Source organism: Micromonospora sp. WMMD882, assembly GCF_027497255.1.
Lineage (GTDB): Bacteria > Actinomycetota > Actinomycetes > Mycobacteriales > Micromonosporaceae > Micromonospora.
The window spans coordinates 1,073,678-1,091,509 of sequence record NZ_CP114903.1 but is presented as its reverse complement, the minus strand read 5'-3'; the positions used below and the strand labels follow the sequence as shown (position 1 = coordinate 1,091,509).

At 73.5% G+C, this 17,832-nt stretch carries 15 protein-coding genes and 1 pseudogene; 8 read left to right on the top strand and 8 right to left on the bottom strand.

Features of this window, described 5'->3' with window-relative positions:
• Window positions 1-42: 42 nt before the first annotated feature.
• Window positions 43-2,160: a cellulase family glycosylhydrolase gene (locus O7606_RS04100; RefSeq protein ID WP_281597663.1), complete on the bottom strand. Its 2,118-nt coding sequence runs from the start codon at window positions 2,158-2,160 to the stop codon at window positions 43-45.
• Between the two features lie 239 nt (window positions 2,161-2,399).
• On the bottom strand, window positions 2,400-2,846 hold the full coding sequence (locus tag O7606_RS04095; RefSeq protein WP_281597661.1) for a hypothetical protein: 447 nt from the start codon (window positions 2,844-2,846) through the stop codon (window positions 2,400-2,402).
• 243 nt (window positions 2,847-3,089) lie between these two features.
• Between O7606_RS04095 and O7606_RS04090 the strand changes: the two genes are divergently transcribed.
• The 4 genes and pseudogenes from O7606_RS04090 to O7606_RS04075 all read left to right on the top strand — a co-directional run bounded on the left by O7606_RS04090 (window position 3,090) and on the right by O7606_RS04075 (window position 6,423).
• The gene (locus tag O7606_RS04090) at window positions 3,090-3,332 is read left to right on the top strand and encodes a hypothetical protein (RefSeq protein WP_281597660.1); all 243 of its coding nucleotides are present in this window, start codon (window positions 3,090-3,092) and stop codon (window positions 3,330-3,332) included.
• A gap of 208 nt (window positions 3,333-3,540) precedes the next feature.
• Window positions 3,541-3,666, top strand: a pseudogene (locus tag O7606_RS04085) (cold shock domain-containing protein); the annotation flags it as partial.
• Between the two features lie 666 nt (window positions 3,667-4,332).
• Window positions 4,333-4,758 (top strand): hypothetical protein, encoded by a 426-nt coding sequence (locus tag O7606_RS04080; protein WP_281597659.1) that lies wholly within the window; start codon window positions 4,333-4,335, stop codon window positions 4,756-4,758.
• Window positions 4,759-5,244: 486 nt separating this feature from the next.
• Window positions 5,245-6,423: a cytochrome P450 gene (locus O7606_RS04075; protein WP_281597658.1), complete on the top strand. Its 1,179-nt coding sequence runs from the start codon at window positions 5,245-5,247 to the stop codon at window positions 6,421-6,423.
• A 60-nt stretch (window positions 6,424-6,483) separates the two neighbouring features.
• Here O7606_RS04075 and O7606_RS04070 read toward each other — a convergent pair whose 3' ends face one another.
• The gene (locus tag O7606_RS04070; RefSeq protein WP_281597657.1) at window positions 6,484-6,681 is read right to left on the bottom strand and encodes a ferredoxin; all 198 of its coding nucleotides are present in this window, start codon (window positions 6,679-6,681) and stop codon (window positions 6,484-6,486) included.
• Window positions 6,682-6,770: 89 nt separating this feature from the next.
• Between O7606_RS04070 and O7606_RS04065 the strand changes: the two genes are divergently transcribed.
• A complete protein-coding gene (locus tag O7606_RS04065; RefSeq protein ID WP_281597656.1) occupies window positions 6,771-8,060 on the top strand; it encodes a peptidase M23 in 1,290 nt (429 codons plus the stop codon).
• A gap of 21 nt (window positions 8,061-8,081) precedes the next feature.
• Entirely contained in the window at window positions 8,082-10,316 is a 2,235-nt protein-coding gene (locus O7606_RS04060) for an alpha-galactosidase (RefSeq protein WP_281597655.1), read from the top strand.
• Here the strand turns inward: O7606_RS04060 and O7606_RS04055 are convergent.
• A complete protein-coding gene (locus O7606_RS04055) occupies window positions 10,276-11,310 on the bottom strand; it encodes a DJ-1/PfpI family protein (RefSeq protein ID WP_281597654.1) in 1,035 nt (344 codons plus the stop codon). The two genes, O7606_RS04060 and O7606_RS04055, sit on opposite strands and share 41 nt — an antisense overlap.
• A gap of 97 nt (window positions 11,311-11,407) precedes the next feature.
• Entirely contained in the window at window positions 11,408-11,731 is a 324-nt protein-coding gene (locus O7606_RS04050) for a cupin domain-containing protein (protein ID WP_281597653.1), read from the bottom strand.
• Window positions 11,732-11,912: 181 nt separating this feature from the next.
• Between O7606_RS04050 and O7606_RS04045 the strand changes: the two genes are divergently transcribed.
• Both O7606_RS04045 and O7606_RS04040 read left to right on the top strand, forming a co-directional pair.
• Window positions 11,913-12,629 carry an NAD(P)-dependent oxidoreductase gene (locus tag O7606_RS04045; RefSeq protein WP_281597652.1) on the top strand — a complete coding sequence of 239 codons (717 nt, stop codon included), beginning with the start codon at window positions 11,913-11,915 and terminating at the stop codon, window positions 12,627-12,629.
• Entirely contained in the window at window positions 12,623-12,865 is a 243-nt protein-coding gene (locus O7606_RS04040; protein ID WP_281597651.1) for a hypothetical protein, read from the top strand. Before O7606_RS04045 ends, O7606_RS04040 begins: the two co-directional genes overlap by 7 nt.
• On the opposite strand, the gene O7606_RS04035 is transcribed toward O7606_RS04040, so the two are convergent.
• From O7606_RS04035 to O7606_RS04025, 3 genes are all read right to left on the bottom strand, one after another.
• On the bottom strand, window positions 12,840-13,544 hold the full coding sequence (locus O7606_RS04035; RefSeq protein WP_281597650.1) for a VOC family protein: 705 nt from the start codon (window positions 13,542-13,544) through the stop codon (window positions 12,840-12,842). The genes O7606_RS04040 and O7606_RS04035 overlap by 26 nt on opposite strands.
• Window positions 13,545-13,570: 26 nt before the next feature.
• The gene (locus tag O7606_RS04030; protein ID WP_281597649.1) at window positions 13,571-15,577 is read right to left on the bottom strand and encodes an EAL domain-containing protein; all 2,007 of its coding nucleotides are present in this window, start codon (window positions 15,575-15,577) and stop codon (window positions 13,571-13,573) included.
• Between the two features lie 136 nt (window positions 15,578-15,713).
• The gene (locus O7606_RS04025; protein ID WP_281597648.1) at window positions 15,714-17,828 is read right to left on the bottom strand and encodes a cellulose binding domain-containing protein; all 2,115 of its coding nucleotides are present in this window, start codon (window positions 17,826-17,828) and stop codon (window positions 15,714-15,716) included.
• Between the last annotated feature and the right edge of the window lie 4 nt (window positions 17,829-17,832).

Sequence of the window (17,832 nt, the reverse complement as noted above, 5' to 3'; positions counted from 1 at the left end):
CGGGAGCGCCGGCCGGACCACCAGGTTCCTCGGTACGTGTGATCAGAGCGCGACACCGGTGACGTTGCTGCCGGACTTCGTGACCCGGTAGGTCACCTTCTCGCCGCTCCAGAAGTGGAAGGTGAGGGTGACCGGCGCGCCGTCGTTGACCTCGGCGAAGAACTCCGGCTTCAGGACGAGCCGGTTGCCGGGGTAGTCGGGCGCGAAGGCGACGTCGAACTCCTTGTACGACGTCCAGTTGTGCGGGCCGGCGTTGCTGCCGTCGGCGTACCTCGCCTCCATGGTGGCGAGCTGGTCGCCCCGGAACTGGGTGGGGATGGCGAAGCCGCTGGTCGGGCCGGTGGCGTTGGACAGCACCGGCCGGTCGTACGTGACGATGTTGATCCGCCACGGCACCCCGGCGGAGAAGTGCGCGTGCAGGGTGGCGTTCACCCCGTACGCGCGGTTGCCGTGCAGTCGGGTCAGCGCCGCCGCGGTCAGGGTGAGCTGGTCGCCGCTGACCGTGTAGTCGGTGCCCCGGACCAGGGTGGTGCTGCCCTGCCGCAGCGACGAGAACGAGGTGCCGTTGAGGTTCAGCGTCAGGGTCTTGCTGGTGATGGCGGTGGCCTTGGCGCTGAACACCAGGTCGGACGAGGCGGTGCCGGAGCGGGTGGTCCAGCTCGACCGGATCTGGGCCCACAGCTCCGGGTCCTGCCAGGTGAAGTTGGTCCGGTGGAAGTGCTGGCCGTTGTCCCAGAGCTGGGTGGTGAACCCCTTCGTCCGGGCGTAGTGGCCGAAGAACTCGAAGAACTTCAGCTTCTCGCCCTGCTCGATGGTGCCGGTGTGCCGGTCGAAGCCGAGCAGGCCGTACTCGCCGATGATCACCGGGATGCCTTTGGCGACGAACGCGGCGTGGACCCGGTCGAACGAGTCGGTCAGGTCCTTCTGCACGGTGGCGTCGAAGCGGGTGCCGCCGGCGACGTTGGCGCTGAACGGCCAGTACCCGTAGTAGTGCACGGTGGCGATCAGGTTGCGGTCGTTGAGGGTGTTGAAGGTGGCGGTCAGCTCGTCGATGCGGGCCTGCTCGGAGGAGGTGTGCAGGGTCGGCAGCACCAGCAGCCGGGTGGCGTTGTTGCCGCCGGAGGCGCGCACGATGCGGTGGAACGAGGTGTTCAGCTCGTGCAGCAGGGCGGCGTTCTGGGCGTCGCCGGAGCTGCCGGTGAACTGCGGCTCGTTGACGCTCTCCAGGATCAGCTTCGGCGACGTGGTGCGGAAGGTCGCGGCGAGCTGGGTCCAGATCGCGTTGTACTTGTTCAGCACGTTGACGCGGTCGGTGGGCATCGTGTTGATCCACTGCCACGAGTCGTGATGAATGTTGATCATCACGTAGAAGTCGTCGGCGAGCGCCCAGTCGACGACCTCCTTCACCCGGTTGAGGTAGGCGGCCTCGATGGTGTAGTTCGGGGCCCCGCCCAGGTGCGCGCTCCAGGTGACCGGGATGCGGATGCTCTTGAAGCCCTGCGCCTTGACGTTGTCCAGCAGCGCCTCGGTGATGCGCGGGTTGCCCCAGGCGGTCTCGTCGCTGCCGACCGCGTCGAGGGAGTTGCCGAGGTTCCAGCCGGGCTGCATGGCGGCGACGGCGGCCATCGCGTCACCGGCCGGCGGCGGGGTGGTGGGCGGCGGCGTGGTCGGGGGCGGGGTGGTCGGCGGCGGGGTCGTGGTGGGCGGCGGGGTGGTGCCGCCGACGCTGCCGGTGCAGGTCACGCCGTTGAGCGCGAACGAGGTCGGCGCGGTGTTCGTGCCGGACCAGGCGCCGTTGAAGCCGAACGACACGCTGCCGTTGGTGGGCAGCGCCGCGTTGTAGCCGACGTTGGCGGCGGTGACCGTCGCGCCGGAGCTGGTGACGGTGGCGTTCCACGCGTCGGTGACCCGCTGCCCGGACGGGAACGTCCAGGTCAGCCGCCATCCGTTGATCGCGTCGCCGAGGTTGGTGACGGTGACGTTGGCGGTGAAGCCGCCCTGCCACTGGCTGCCGACCGCGTAGGTCACCTGGCAGCCGGCGGCGGCCTGGGCGGTGCCCACCATGATCATGGCGAAGCCGACCACCAGCGCCGCGACGGTGCTGGTGACCAGGCTGATCCGCCATCGGGTTCGTCGTAGGGTGCCGCGAAGTCCGGTCATGACGCTCCTTGCGGGACGAGGGGTGTTCCGGTGGAGGGTGGGACGCCCGCCGCCCACGCCGGCCACGTCCACGTTCCGCGCAGATTAAGTTTGGAATCCAAACTTTGTCAATCGACTGAACCCTATTCGTGGCGCGAGCCGCGCCCTTCCGGGGCCAGGGCCCACACAGGTCAGGGCCCGTCCGGGCGAGCCGGACGAGCCCTGACAGACCGCTGTCAACCCCGGGTGCTCAGGTCACCTCAGGAGCAGACCGTGTCGAACGTGCTCACGTTCTTGACGTTCCCCGAGTAGATCCAACCATGGGGCGCCGCGCCGCCGACGCTGACGTAGTACCACAGGTTCCCCGACTCGTTGTACTTGTAGCACCAGCCGCCGAGCCGCACGTCCACCGGGATGGAGTAGCCGCTCGAGCTGCCACACCCCTCGTTGGGCCCGTTCCTGAGGTAGATGGACTTCGCCACGGTCGCGCCCCCGCCGCCGTTGCGGACGTTGCTGTCGTAGCAGGCCAGCACGCCGACGTTCGACGGCGTCATGTCCGGCGGCTCGTTCACCACGCTCACGGAGGCGTCCGTCGACTCGACGGTAGCGGCGTTCGCCGCCGTGACCGGCGCGGCGAACGCGAACCACGCACCGACCGCAGCCGTCAGCACGGCGGCCCGCCTGATGAAACGCGTCGTACCTCTCATCGTCGTTCCTTCCCGGAGACGTGGAGACGTCTCCTCCTCGGCAGATCCGGCAGGAGCGCCGGACCACCTCAACCTCCCCCAGCGGCGTTCAAGCCCGATGGAAACGCCGTGGAAGGCCCACCCCGGCAGGCCGTCCACGGTCGCTTCGTACGGAGCGCCCTGGGCGGTCTACGCTCCATCCTGGACACGGCGGCCGGAGCGGACGGCCGCCAGGTGGACCGGGCGGCAGGAAGTGGGCGGCACATGGCGGGGCAAGTTCTGAACGGCAGATACCGCCTGACCGAGCTGGTCGGCGAAGGAGGCATGGGCCAACTGTGGAAGGCCCACGACGAGACGCTCGGCCGGTACGTGGCCGTCAAGCTGATCTCGGGTCTCTTCCAGGCGCCCGAGGCGGCGGCCCGGCTGCACCGCGAGGCCCGGTCGGCGGCCCGCCGAAACCGCCCAGCGCGATCCGGCCGGGGCTGCCCGCCGCGTGGGACACGGTGATCCTCTCGCTGCTCGCCAAGAAGCCGGAGGACCGACCCCGCAGCGCCGCCGCCCTCCACCAGACCCTGGGCCGACTGTCCGCTGCCCAGAGCCCTGCCCGCGCGCCCGAGGGTGAACCCGTCGCCAGGTTCGCCCGCCCGAAGACGGCGAAGCCCCCGGTCCCGCCGGTCACCACTCCCCAACGCCCGAGGACGGCGGCGGTGGCGCCGACGTCTTCGTGCACTTCTCCATGCTCGCGCCGGGCCACCGCAGCCTGATCGACGGCCAACGCGTCGCGTTCAGGATCGTGCAGTTGACGAAGGGGCCGGGGGCTAAGGACGTACGGCCGATCTGATCACCCGGCCTGCGACCCGTCCCCACCGCGACGTCGGCCCGGCTGCCCGCGGGCCCGGCACGCGACGGTACGGCCGGAGATCCGTTCGACGGTGTCGTCGACGGCCAACGGCACGCCTTCCGCGGCTGGTCGACGGCGAGCCGTTCGCCGACGTGGCGCCGCCGCAGACCGTCGTCATCCTCGCGTTCGTCTCGATCGACTCCGCCTGAACCGTCCCGCCGTCCGACCGTTCCCGTCTGCCCGCTGCCCCGCATCCGGAAAAGCACCGGTCAGATGGACCGGGACGACAGTTCAGGCCCGATTGAACGTACGCAGGAAGTCGCTCCACGCCTCGACGCCAAAGGCGAGGGTCGGGCCGGCGCTACGCCGCGTTCACCACCCTGGACGAGAACGACGAGCCCTACCGACCGGTCGCCCAGGAGTACGTCGACTGGTCCGGCGCCGAGGTCCTCGTCCCCGCCACGTCGACGACGGAAACCGGCCAGACCGACGGTCTGCCGCCTTCGCGGAATGATCTGAATTCGGCCGCACGATCCACAAAGGACGGCTTTGCAATTAGTTCGCCAGCGACGAACGCGGAAACCGTATCCTTGTCGGAGGGAATTCGATCTCTTAGGCTTTTATCGATACGTCCGGATGCAGGACGTGAGATCCGAAGGGATACGCATGCGTAGACGAATCAACGCTGCACTGATCGCCTGTGGCGCCCTTGTCGGCGGACTGGTGGGCATGACGCCTGCCCAGGCTGCGGACACTCCGCAGGTGCCCCAGACCGTGGGGGCCAGGCAGATGTTCCAGGCCGCTGGCGTTTCTCAGTCCGTCAAGAAGATCCCCTTCTCGCCCTCGGCCAGATCGAAGCCGGTGCAGATCTCCAGCCTGAACTGCTCGGCGGGAACGTTCAATTTCGACGGATACCAGTGGTACTTCAACATCGCGTGCTCGCCCATCTCACCCACCTCGGTCTGGCTCGCGTACATCACCTGCAACAACCAGAACACCTACACGTCCAGCGTGCTGTACAGCTACTGGAACGTCAGTGTCTACTGCCCGCCGGGCACGCTCCCGGTCGAGGCGGGCGTGGCGTGGGCCTGACCGTCGGCTGACGGATGAGTGGGCGGGGCGTACCGGCCGTCCAGCCCCGGACTCATGAGCCTGTTCGCCCTTGCTCGCTGTGCGTGTTCGCCGCCGATCGACGCCTGGCTAACACCGGGAGTGAGGTCCGGGCGAACGTCGAGCTGCCCGACGGAGGCTTTGCTCTGCACCCGAGTAGGCACCACCAGCAATCCACCTACGGAAATCCCGCTCGTGGGCTACAAGTTACGGACGACCAGCGATCACTCAGGGTCGCTGGCGCTGGTAAGGGTGCAGAGCAAAGGGCGTCAAACGACACCGACCACTCCGGCCGAGGATCACTCAGGGTCATCCGAGCCCGACGGACACGAGAGCGCGGCGGACGAGATCCGCCAACCATGGCTGACGGGCCAGTGTGGACTCATCCGGTCGCTCTGGGTTACCGTGCGGATACGACCGGCGGTCCTTCGTCCACCTGACCACGCTCGATCATGATGGGACGACTCGATGACGGCTCCCGTGTTGCCGCTCGTCCGCACCTGCCCCTACGCGCCGCACGCCGAGCACGTCCGGCTGCGGGAGGAGGCGCCGATCACCCGGGTCACCATGCCGAACGGCCAGCAGGCCTGGGCGGTGAGCCGGTTCGCCGACGTCCGCGCGGTGCTGGCCGACCCGAGGTTCAGCACCGACCGTCAGCGCCCCGGCCACCCGCACTTCAACCCCGACCTGCCCCGGGTGGAAGGTCGGCGACCGGCCCTGCTCGACATGGACCCGGCCGAGCACGCGCCCGCCCGGCGGGCCGTCACCGGTGAGTTCACCGTCCGGCGGATGACCGCGCTGCGACCCCGGATCCAACAGGTCACCGACGAGCACGTAGACGCGCTGCTCGTCGGTCCCCGCCCCGTCGATCTCGTGCAGGCGCTGGCGCTGCCCCTGCCCTCGTTGATCATCTGTGACCTGCTCGGCGTGCCGTACGCCGACCACGAGTTCTTCCAGCGGGCGACCGAGACGACGCTGCGGCGCACGGCCGCGCCCGCGCAGCGGATGAAGGCGGCCAGCGAGCTGCACGACTACCTGCGGGACCTGGTGGCCGCCAAGGCCGCCACGCCGGGCGGGGACGACCTGATCGGCCGGCAGTTGCGGCGCGGCGCCGAGGCGGGCGACGTGGTCTCGCTGGCCTTCCTGCTGCTGATCGCCGGGCACGAGACGACCGCCAACATGATCTCGCTCGGGGTGTTCACGCTGCTGCAACGCCCCGATCAGCTCGCCGCGCTGCGGGCCGACCCCGGCCGCACCCCGCAGGCGGTGGAGGAGCTGCTGCGGTACCTCACGATCGCCGAGCTGGTGATGTGCCGGGTGGCCCTGGCGGACGTGGAGATCGGCGGGGTGCTGATCCGGGCGGGCGAGGGCGTGGTCATGCTCGCCAACGCGGCGAACCGTGACCCGGCCGCCTTTCCCGACGGGGAGGCGCTGGAGCTGGGCCGGGCCGCGCGGCACCACCTCAGCTTCGGTTTCGGCGCGCACCAGTGCCTCGGGCAACACCTGGCCCGGCTGGAGTTGCAGATCGTCTTCGACACGCTGTTCCGGCGGGTGCCGGGCCTGCGGCTGGCGGTGCCGGCCGACGAGGTGCCGGTCAAGGACGACGGCACCGTCTACGGCCTGCACGAGCTGCCGGTCACCTGGTAGGGCCGACACCCCCGGCGTGCCCGCCGGGCGCGGCCCGGTCGCCGGGCGGAGTCGCCGGGCTCAGTCGGCGTGCGTGGTGATCGCGGCGGCCGGGCACAACCCGGCGGCGTCCACCACGTCGGCGTGCCGGTCGGGCGACGGGGTGGCCGTCAGGAGCTCCACCAGACCGTCCTCGTCGCGTTGGTCGAACACGTCCGGCGCGGTCGCGACACACTGCCCCGACCCGTAGCACTTCGTCCGGTCGACGGTGACCCGCATGGCTCTGCCCTCCGCTGTGGACACGTTCCGCCCCGAAGACTACCCTCCAACATCCCTGTACATTGATGCTAGTCGATTATGGAGGGCACGTGTTCTTGAGACTTGCCCGACGCGGAGCGCGGGCCGCGCTCGCCGCCGGCACCGCGTCCGCCGTCGCCGCCGTCACCCTCGCCAGCACCGCCGCGGCGCCCGCCACCGCCGCCGACCATCCCACCGCCGCCGTCCACGCCACGACCGCCGTCCGCGCCACGACCGCTCCGCCGACCAGCGCCGTCGTGCCCGCCGAAGCCGCGCCGGAGGACGACGTCGTGCCGGCGGTCACCGGCCGGCTCCTCGACCGGGTCGCCACGCACGACGAGCTGCGCGCCGCCGACGCCGGCGACGTCCGGGTCAGCGTCACCCGCCGCTCAGGCCAGGCGTGGGCGTTCGGCACCGCCGTGGTCGTGGCCCCGCACGAGACGGACACCCACCCAGTCGGCTGGGTGTTCGTCGCGCGCCGCGAGCACGCCGGCTGGCGGGTCGCCTTCGACGGCGAGGCCGCCTTCGCCGACCTGGCCCGGCGCGCGCCGGACGCCGTCGTGACGCCCGCCGAGCGGGCGGTGTTCACCGCCCAGGTCACGCCGTACGCCGGCGGCGACACCCGCACCGGCATGCGGCTGCCGTACGCGGTCGGGCAGTCGTGGTCCTACGCCGGCGGACCGCACGGGTGGGCGGGCAGCGACTCGCCGTGGAGCTCGCTCGACCTGGCCGGCGGCGACCAGCGGGTGCTCGCCGCGCGCGCCGGCACGGCCTACACCATGTGCCGGGGCTGGATCCGGGTCATCCACGACCGGGGGTACGCCACGGACTACTACCACCTGTGGAACAACATCTCCGTCAACGGCGCGAGCGTCGGCGAGGGAACGTACCTCGGGGACACCGGCACCGACGTGACCTGCGGCGGCTCGGCCCTGGGTCGACACGTGCACTTCGCCCTGCGGCAGCACGACGCGTACGCGCCGATCGCCGGCCACAACATCGGCAAGTGGGTGCTGGTCAACGGCGGCAGCCCGTACCAGGGGTCGGCCCTGCACGGCTCGGCGCAGGTGTACACCGGCGGGACGCTCTACAACTACGGCGCGCTCGGGCTCACCCAGGGGATCGTGGACAGCTTCGGCGGCGGCACGGTCAACCGGCGCTCCGGCCCCGGCACCGGGTACGGCGTGGTCGGCGCGGCCACCGACGGGGCGACGGTCTCGGTCGCCTGCTCGGCCAACGGCACCACGCACACCGGCAGGTGGGGTGCCACGGCCCTGTGGAACCGGCTCACCGACGGCTCCTGGATCAGCGACGCGTACCTCTGGACGGGGGTGAGCGGACCGGTCAACGGCTGGTGCTGAGCCCGCCGTAGCGTCTCCGGAATGACGATCGTCCACCTGCGCCGCGCCCGGACCAGTCTGGTGCTCGACGCCCGGGGCCCGGGCCTGCCCCGGGTCGCGCACTGGGGCGCCGACCTGGGGCCGGTGCCCGCCGACGACCTGCCCGCCCTGGTCGACGCCACGGTCGCGCCGGTGCCGCCGGGCGCCTTCGACGTGCCGGCCACGCTGTCGCTGCTGCCCGAGGCGAGCGCCGGCTGGAGCGGCCGGCCCGGCCTGGCCGGGCACCGCGACCGCGCCGCCTGGTCCACCGCGTTCCGCCTGCTCGACGTCGAGGTACGCGACGACCCCGACCGGCCCGCCCCCGGCAACAGCGACAGCGACAGCGACAGCGACGGTGACGGTGATGGCGACGGCGACGCGGCGGGGTGGGCGCGGGTCCGGGTGCGGGCGGCCGATCCGGTGGCGGGGCTGGCGTTGACCGTGGAGATCGAGCTCGACCCGGCGGGGCTGCTGCGGGTACGGCACCGGTTGCGCAACGACGGGGAGCGCCCGTACGAGCTGGTCGGGTTGACCCCGGCCTTGCCGGTGCCGGCGGTCGCCACCGAGCTGCTCGACCTGACCGGCCGCTGGTGTCGGGAACGCGCGCCGCAACGGCACCCGTGGCCGATGGGCGCCTGGGTGCGGGAGGGCCGGCACGGGCGTACCGGGCACGACGCCACGCTGCTGCTGGTGGCCGGGACGCCCGGTTTCGGGTTCCGGCACGGCGAGGTGTGGGCGGCGCACACCGCGTGGAGCGGCGACCACGTCACGTACGCCGAGCGCCTGCCGACCGGCGCGGCCGTGCTGGGCGGCGGCGAGCTGCTCGCCCCCGGGGAGGTGGTGCTCGCCCCCGGCGCGGAGTACGCCACTCCCCTGCTCTACGCGGCACGCTCCGACGCCGGGCTGGACGGCCTCAGCGAGGTGCTGCACACCCACCTGCGGGCCCGGCCCGGGCATCCGCGCACGCCCCGGCCGGTGACGCTGAACGTGTGGGAGGCCGTCTACTTCGACCACGACCTGCGGCGGCTGACCGCCCTCGCCGACCGGGCCGCCGAGGTGGGCGTGGAACGGTTCGTCCTCGACGACGGCTGGTTCCGGGGTCGCCGGCACGACCGGGCGGGCCTCGGCGACTGGCACGTCGACCCGGACGTCTGGCCGGACGGGCTGGCCCCGCTGATCGACCACGTCCGGGGGCACGGCATGCAGTTCGGGCTCTGGGTCGAGCCGGAGATGGTCAACCCGGACTCCGACCTGTACCGGGAACGCCCGGACTGGGTGCTCCGGCCGGACGGGCGGCTGCCGCTGCCCTGGCGGCACCAGCAGGTGCTCGACCTGGCCGACCCGGACGCGTACGCGCACCTGCGGGGCCGGTTGGACGCGCTGCTCACCGCGTACCCGGGGATCGACTACCTCAAGTGGGACCACAACCGGGACCTCACCGAGGCCGGGCACCGGGGTCGGCCGGGAACGCACGAGCAGACCGTCGCGGTGTACCGGCTGCTGGACGAGCTGCGCGCCCGGCACCCCCGGATCGAGATCGAGAGCTGCTCGTCCGGCGGCGGCCGGGTGGACCTGGAGATCCTGCGCCGCGCCGACCGGGTCTGGGCCAGCGACTGCAACGACGCCCTGGAGCGGCTGGCCATCCAACGCTGGACCGGGCTGCTGCTGCCGCCGGAGCTGGTCGGCGCGCACATCGGACCGGCCCGGTCGCACACCACCGGCCGGGTGCACGACCTGGGTTTCCGGGCCGCCGCCGCGCTCTTCGGCCACCACGGCGTCGAGTGGGACATCAGCGCGGTGTCGGCGGTGGAGCGGTCCGAGCTGGCCGGCTGGATCGCGTTGCACAAACGGCTGCGTCCGCTGCTGCACACCGGCCGGGTGGTCCGGGTCGACCACCCGGACCCGGCCGTACACGTGCACGGCGTGGTCGCCCGGGACGGCGCGCGGGCGGTGTTCGCGGTGGCCCGGCTGGCCACCTCGGTGGCCCAGGTGCCCGGTCCGGCGCGGCTGCCCGGCCTGGACCCGTCCCGGCGGTACGCGGTACGGCTGGCGGCCGGCGCGCCGGAGCCGGCGACGCTGGAGGTGACCGGGCCGGCGTGGTTGGCGGCCGGCGGGGTGACCCTGAGCGGCGCGGCGCTCGGCACGGTGGGCGTGCAGCTCCCGGCGCTGCGCCCCGAGCAGGCCCTGCTGCTGGAGGTCACCGTCGTCGAGCCGGTCGGCCCGCTCCCCCACCGGTGAGGGCGTCGTCGACGCGGAAGGTGCGGCGGTACGCCGACGGGGTGACGCCGACGTGCTGACGTAGCCGTTGGCGCAGCGCGACGGCGGTGCCGAAGCCGGACCGTCGGGCCACCTGCTCGACGGCCAGGTCGGTGGTCTCCAGCAGCAGTCGGGCATGGTCGGTGCGCTGCCGCAGCAGCCACTGCGCCGGGCTGAGGCCGGTCTCCGCGCGGAAGCGCCGGGTGAACGTGCGGACGCTCATCCGGGCGTGCCCGGCCAGTTCGCGCAGGGTGACCGGCTCGGACAGCCGCTGCCGGGCCCATTCCCGGGTGGCGGCGGTGCCGGAGTCCGGGTCGCGGGGCACCGGCCGCTCGATGTACTGGGCCTGGCCGCCGTCGCGCCAGGGCGGCACCACGCAGCGTCGGGCCGCCCGGGCGGCCACCTCGCTGCCGTGGTCGCCGCGCAGGACGTGCAGACACAGGTCGAGCCCGGCGGCGACGCCGGCCGAGGTCAGCACGTCGCCGTCGTCGACGAACAGCACGGCCGGGTCCAGGTCGACGTCCGGGTGGAGCCGGCGGAACCGGTCCGCGTACGCCCAGTGGGTGGTGGCCCGCCGCCCGGCGAGCAGCCCGGCGGCGGCGAGCACGAACGCGCCGGTGCAGATCGCCATCACCCGGGCCCCCCGGGCGTGGGCGGCGCGCAACGCCGCGGTGACCGTCGGGTCGAGCGTGCCGGTGTCCAGCGGCGGACCGCCGCGCACCCCGGGCACGACCACCGTGTCGGCGGCGGCGAGCAGCTCCAGCCCGTGCTCGGGCAGCACCCGGAAGCCGGCGCTGCTGCGTACCGGACCGCCGCCGGGGGCGCAGACCCCGACCGTGTAGAAGGGGACGTCGTCGAGGGTCCGGGCGGTGCCGAACACCTGGGTGGGCATGCCGAGGTCGAGACCCACCACGTCGTCGAGGGCGAGCACGGCGACCCGGTGCGGGAGAAAGGCCATGGCCCGCTTGTTGCGCATGGTGGCCTTCCGGCCACTCGTCGGCGGGCGGGTCGGGGGCGAGACTCGGGACGTGCTCCGTACCCGTCGTGTCCATCCGGCCCGGATCGTGGCCGGCTCAGGGGCCGGCGGTACCCTCGGCGGGGCCGAAGAACACCAGCACGGTGAGGTCGGCGACGACGTCGACGAAGCGGTGCTCCTCGCCCGCCGGGACGAACACCACGCTGCCCGGCCCGACGTCCACGGTCCGCTCCGGCGTGCGCAACCGGCCCTGCCCGGCCAGCACGACGTAGACCTCGTCCTCGGTGTGCGGTCGCTGCGGGTCCACCGCGCCGGCCGGGACGGTGTACGTGCCGAGGCTCAGGCGCGGCACCCGCAGGTGCTCGACGTACCTGGCGTCCGGGCCGTCCAGCCGCCGACCGGCCTCCGTGATCACCCTCATGTCCGTCCCCTCCGGTCGGTGGGTCCGGCGGGGTCCTCGCGCCCGCCGGAACGGTCGGCGCGGTGGCCGGGTCCGGTGCCCATCCCACCCCGGACCGGCCGGGCGGATCACCGTCCAATTCCCCGACTCTGGCCCGCCCGCGCACGGGCGGTCCACCTGACCGACGAGAGTGGAGGCGCACGTGACGACGCTGGGTTTCATCGGCCTCGGGATCATGGGGCAGCCGATGGCGCTGAACCTGGCCCACGCCGGGCTACCGGTGGTGGTGTGGAACCGTACGGCGTCCCGCTGTGACCCGGTGGTGGCCGCCGGCGCCGAACGGGCCGGCGACCCGGCGGAGGTGTTCGCCCGCGCGGACGTGGTGCTGCTGATGCTCGCCGACGGGGCCGCCACCGACGCCGTGCTGACCCGCGGGACCGCCGGGTTCGCCGACCGGGTACGCGGGCGGACGGTGGCGCAGATGGGCACGGTCGCCGCCGGCTACTCGCGGGCCCTGGCCGACGAGGTGGCCACGGCCGGCGGCTACTACGTGGAGGCGCCGGTGTCCGGGTCGCGCGGGCCGGCGGAGGCGGGCCGCCTGGTGGCGATGGTGGCCGGCGACGACCCGACCGCCGTCGCGCGGTGCCGACCCGCGTTGACGCCGATGTGCGCGGAGGTGTTCGACTGCGGTCCGCCGCCCTCGGCCCTGGTGATGAAGTTCGCGGTGAACATCTTCCTGATCACCATGGTCACCGGCCTGGCGGAGTCCGTGCACTTCGCCGAGGAGCACGGCGCGGACCCGGCGCTGCTGGCCCGGATCCTGGACGCCGGGCCGATGGCCTCCACGGTCTCCCGGACCAAGGTCGACAAACTGGCCCGGGCGACTTCGCGGCGCAGGCGGCCATCGCCGACGTGCTGAAGAACAACCGGTTGATCGCCGACGCCGCCCGCGCCCGGGGCGCCGTCGTGCCGCTGCTGGACGTCTGCCACGCCCTGTACGGCGAGACGCTGCGGTCGGGGCACGCCGGGGCGGACATGGCGGCGGTGGTGCACGCCCTGCGGGCCCGTACCCGGGCGGGGCGTCGACCGCCCACCGGCCCGGACGAGGTGAGCGGCCGGGCGGCGGCGGTCAGGCCGCCGGGGCGGGCCGGATGACGGTGAACACCGCGCCCGCCGGGTCGGTCAGCGCGGCCACCCGACCGGTGGGGACGTCACGTGGCGGCAGCAGCGCCCGGCCGCCGGCCCGCTCGGCCCGGGCGACCGTGTCGTCCGGGTCGGCCACCGCGAAGTAGACCATCCAGCCGGCCGGCAGCACGCCCGCCAGCGGGGCGGGCAACGCCAGCCGGCCGGCGACCGGGCGGCCCGCGTACGCCAGCACCGCGTACGAGTCGTCCGGCGCGCCGGGCGGCGCGCCCACGGTCAGCGCCAACGCCTCGGCGTGGAACCGGTCGGCGTCGGCGGGCGTCGACGTCATGTACTCGTACCAGCAGGGTCTCCCCGGGCCGGGTGGCGCGGCGGCCACCCCGGCGCGCAGCCGGAACGCGCCGCCGAGCGGATCGCGTACGTCGTCGCCGCGCAGACGCGCGCCGGCCCGGGTGGCCGCGGCCCGGACGGCGGCGGTGTCGGGGGCGGTGAACACCGCCCACCAGCGGGCCGCCCCGGCGGCGGCGACCAGCTCGGCGGCGGGCACGCCGTCGGCCAGCGCGACCGTCCGGTCGCCCGACGTGTCGTACGTCCAGCCGAGCAGCTCGGCGTAGAAGGCGCGGGCGGCGGCGACGTCGCCGGTGACGAGTTCGACGCCACCGGGTACGGCCGGCACGGGGGGTTCGCTCACCTGGGGCTCCTGAGGGGACGGCGTGGTCAGTGGTCGGGGTGTCGTACCACGGCGTCGGCGGTGACGGCGGTACGCCGCTCGGCCCGGTCCCGGTCGAGCAGCACGTCCAACGGGATCGGACGGCCGAGATGGTAACCCTGCCCGGCGTCGACGCCCAGCCGGCGCAGCGCGGGCACCAGCCCGGCGTGCTCGACGGACTCGGCGACCGTCCGCATGCCCAGGCCGTGCGCGGCGCGCACCACCGCGTCGATGAGCACCGGGTCGGCCCCGCCCCGGTCGGCCTGCCGGACGAAGTCACCGGCGATCTTGACGGTGCTGAACGGCAGGTGCTTGAGGTAGGCGAACGAGCCGAACCCGGCGCCGAAGTCGTCCAGGCTGAGCGGACAGCCGGCGTCCCGCAGCACGCCGGCCAGGTTGCGTACCGCCGCGACGTTGGTGATGGCGGCCGTCTCGGTGACCTCCAGCCCCAGCCGGCCGGGCGCGATGCCGGCCGCGCGCAGCCGCTCCACCACCCAGTCGCCGAAACCGGGCGACTCCATCGAGCGGGCCGAGATGTTCACGTCGAACCGCAGCCCGGCGCCGGCCGCCGAGGGCCGGGCCAGCGCCGCCACGGCGGTGCGCACCACCCACCGGTCGAGCTCGCCCATCAGGTCGTCGCGTTCCACGGTGGGCAGGAAGTCGGCCGGCGACAGCGGCGGCTGCCGGCCGTCCCGCAGTCGGATCAGCAGCTCGTGGCTGACCACCTCGCCGGTCGCCAGGTCGATGATCGGCTGGGCGTCGAGCTGCATCCGGTGCCCGTCGAGGGCGTCCCGGACCCGGGTCACCACGTTGACCCGCTGCACCGCGTGCCGGTACTGCTCGGGCAGGTACAGCCGGGCCCGGTTGCGACCGGCGTTCTTCGCCTCGTACAGGGCCAGGTCGGCGTGGGCGAGCACCGCGTCGCGGGTGTCGCCCGGCTCCGGGGAGGCCGCCCCGATGCTCAGGCTGACCCGCAGCCCGGCCCCGGCCAACGGCACGGGACTGCGGACCACCGTGTTGCACAGGCTCTCGGCGACGGCCAGCGCGTCCCCGGCGGTCGCGTCGGGCAGCACCACCGCGAACTCGTCGCCCCCCAACCGCCCCAGCACCGTCCCGGCCGGCAGGTGCCGGACCAGCAGCCGGGCCAGCAGCCGCAGCACGTCGTCACCGACGGCGTGGCCGTGCACGTCGTTGATGTCCTTGAAGTTGTCGATGTCGATGAGTAGCAGCGCGCCGGACGGCCCGCCGGAGACGAGCAGCTCGTCGAGGCGGGCGAGCAGGGCCCGCCGGTTCGGCAGGTCGGTCAGCGGGTCCCGCTCGGCGAGCTGGGTCAGCTCCTCCTGGACCCGCCGCATCTCGGTGATGTCGTGGGCGGTGCCGAGCACCCGCTCGGGCGCGCCGGAGGCGTCCGGGAAGACCTCGCCGTAGCACTCGAAGACCCGCAGCGTCGTGCGGTCGGCCAGGTACATCCGGTGGGTGTAGGCGAACGTCCCGCCGACCCGCAGCGCGGTGGCGAGGGTCTGCTCGATCAGCGCGATGTCCTCGGGGTGCAGCAGCGCCCGGTACGCCGGGTAGTCGAGCTCGGTGCCCGCCGGCAGCCCGAACATCTCCAGCAGCACGTCCGACCAGACCACCGTGTCGGTGGCGACGTCCCACTCCCAGGTGCCGACCCGGGCGAGCTGCTCGATGTGCGCCAGCCGCCACCGGTAGTTGCGTCCCCGGTCGCGTTCCCGGCGTTCCTCCGTGACGTCGCGCAGCTCGTACACCCGCACCGGCCGGCCGTCGTGCTCGGCGGCCCGGCAGCACACCTGCCACCACCTGGTGGCCCCGTCGGCGTCCGGCCAGGACCGGTCGACGGGCGGGCCGCCCGGCTCGACGCCCGCCAGCGTCAACTGCTCCGGGCGTACCCCGCAGCGTCGGGCGGCCGGATTCGACCACAGGCGTCGGCCATCGGGGCTGAGCACCATCATGGCGGTGGCGGCGGCGTCGGCCGCGACGGCCGGCAGAGTCCCCATCCGGTGACCACCCCATCCCTCACGGTCGCGGCGTGCCACCCGGGCACCGACACATGGTCATCCAACCGCGACGCGGAGTCTACCCACGGGCCGGCCGGGGCGGGACCGGCCGGTCGGGCCAGTCCCGCCCCGACGGTCACCGGGTGGCGCAGAGCGCGCCGTTGAGCCGGAACACTGTGGGCAGCACGTTCGGGCCGCTGTACGCGCCGACGAAGCCGGCGCTCGTGCTCCCGCCGTCCGGGGCGAGCCGGCGGTTGTCGGCGGTGGCGGTGACCCGGACCGCCGTGCCGGTCTGCTCCCAGGTGGCGTTCCACCCGCTGCTGACCTGCTGCCACGTGGTGGGCCAGGTCCAGGTGAGCGTCCAGCCGTCGACCGGGGCGGACCCGGTGTTGACGATCTCGACGCCGCCGATGTAGCCGTTGCCCCAGTCGCCGTCGGTGGTGAACCGGACGGCGCAGGAGCTCTCCGTCGGGCTGCCGGTGGTGAAGGTCAGCGGCGGCGAGGACCAGGAGACCCGACCGGCGGTGTCCCGGGCCAGCACGTTGACCGTGTACCGGCGACCCGGGACGAGGTTGCCGGCGGTGAACGAGGTGCCGGCCGTCTCGCCGAGCTGCTCGCTGACCGCCCCGTTCTGCCGGTGCACCTCGTACTTGGCGATCGGCGCCGCGCCCGGCGTGGCCGCCGGCCAGGAGACGGTGGCGGTCCGGTCGGTGACGTCGGCGGCGGTGGGCTGGCCGGGCGCGCCGGGCCGGCCGGTCTCCGCGTCGGCGGGGCGCAGCACCAGCGTGGTCGACGAGTACGGCGGCAGGGTCCGGCTGGTGGCGCTGCCGCCCTGGCTGGTGGTGACGGCGGTGGCCCCGTTGGTGTGCACGTGCGCGGTCGGCGCGGCGGCCGACGGGGTGAACCCGGCGTAGTCGATGGCCACCGGGCGGGCGTTCGCCGGGTCCTTGTTGACCAGCAGCACCGCGAGGGCCCCGTCGGGGCGGCGTACCGCGTGCGCCGAGACCAGCGGCTCGTCGGCGGCGGCCCGGACGAACCGGTCGCCGGGCTGGGCGAAGCGGCTCATCATGGTCAGCCCGTGGTACGGCCCAAACGGGGTGTTCAGCGGCGGCTGGCAGACCGACCCGTCGGCCGTGCAGGTGCCGCTGGACAGCAGCCCGTAGTCGCCGTAGTCGGTGTGGCCGGCCACCGTGGACACCGTGCCGATGCCGTTGTGGACGTTCCACCACTGGATGGTGAACACGCCGTTGGCCAGCAGCCGGCTGTAGGCGTCGACGAGGAAGAGCGCGCCCGGCTGGGTGGTGCGGCCCTCCTCCACGTTCAGCTCGGTGAGGCTGATGCCGATCCGGTCGGGGTCCGGCCCGGCGTACCGGGTGATCTGCTGCCGCAGCAGGTGCACGGCGTCGTCGACGTGGGCGATGCGCTCCAGGGACTGGGCGGCGCCGCCGCCCGGGTACCAGTGCACGTCCACGAAGTCGATCTTCGGTCCGGCGATGCCGAGCACGGTCCGGTTCCACGGCCCCGGGTCCGCGCCGGCGGTGATCCCGTCCGGCCAGTTCCCCGGCATGGTCAGCACCGCGCCGACCTTGATCGTCGGGTCGACGGCCTTCATCGCCTCGGCGTAGTCGACCACCAGGTTCGCGTAGTAGGTGGCGCTCTTGTCGGGGTGCTCGTCGGCCTCCCAGCCGGACCCGTAGTGCCCGTTGCCGTAGTTCTCGTTGCCGACCGTCCAGTACTTCGCGCCGTACTCCTTGGTCACGTTGGCGTAGCGCACCCACTCGGCGGCTTCGGCGGGGGTGCCGGTGCCGTAGTTGGCGACGATCATCGGCTGCGCGCCGACCCGCCGCGCCCCGGCCATGAAGGTGTCGAAGTCGGTGTTCGGGGCGACGTACCCGCCGGGGGCGGTGTGCGTCTTCCAGTGGTAGATGTCGGAGTACGAGCCGCCCGGGTAGCGGAGCATCCGCACCCCGGCCGCGCGCAGCAGGTCCGACGTCTCGGCGCTGCCGAGGTGGGTGTCCCAGATGGCCTGGTTGACGCCCAGCGCGGTGTCCGGCACGGTGGCCATCCCGGCCCGCGCGTTCACCGTCACCCGGACCGGGTCCGGGTCGGCGGCGCGGACGCCCGGGGCGTCGACCGTGGCGAGCACGCCGACGGCGAGCGCCAGGCTGGCCCCGAGCGCCGTCCATCGGCGGCGGGTCGGGCGCGGCGGGGAGAGGTGAGCCGGGTACGCGTACCCGCTCGGGTTCTGCATGGTC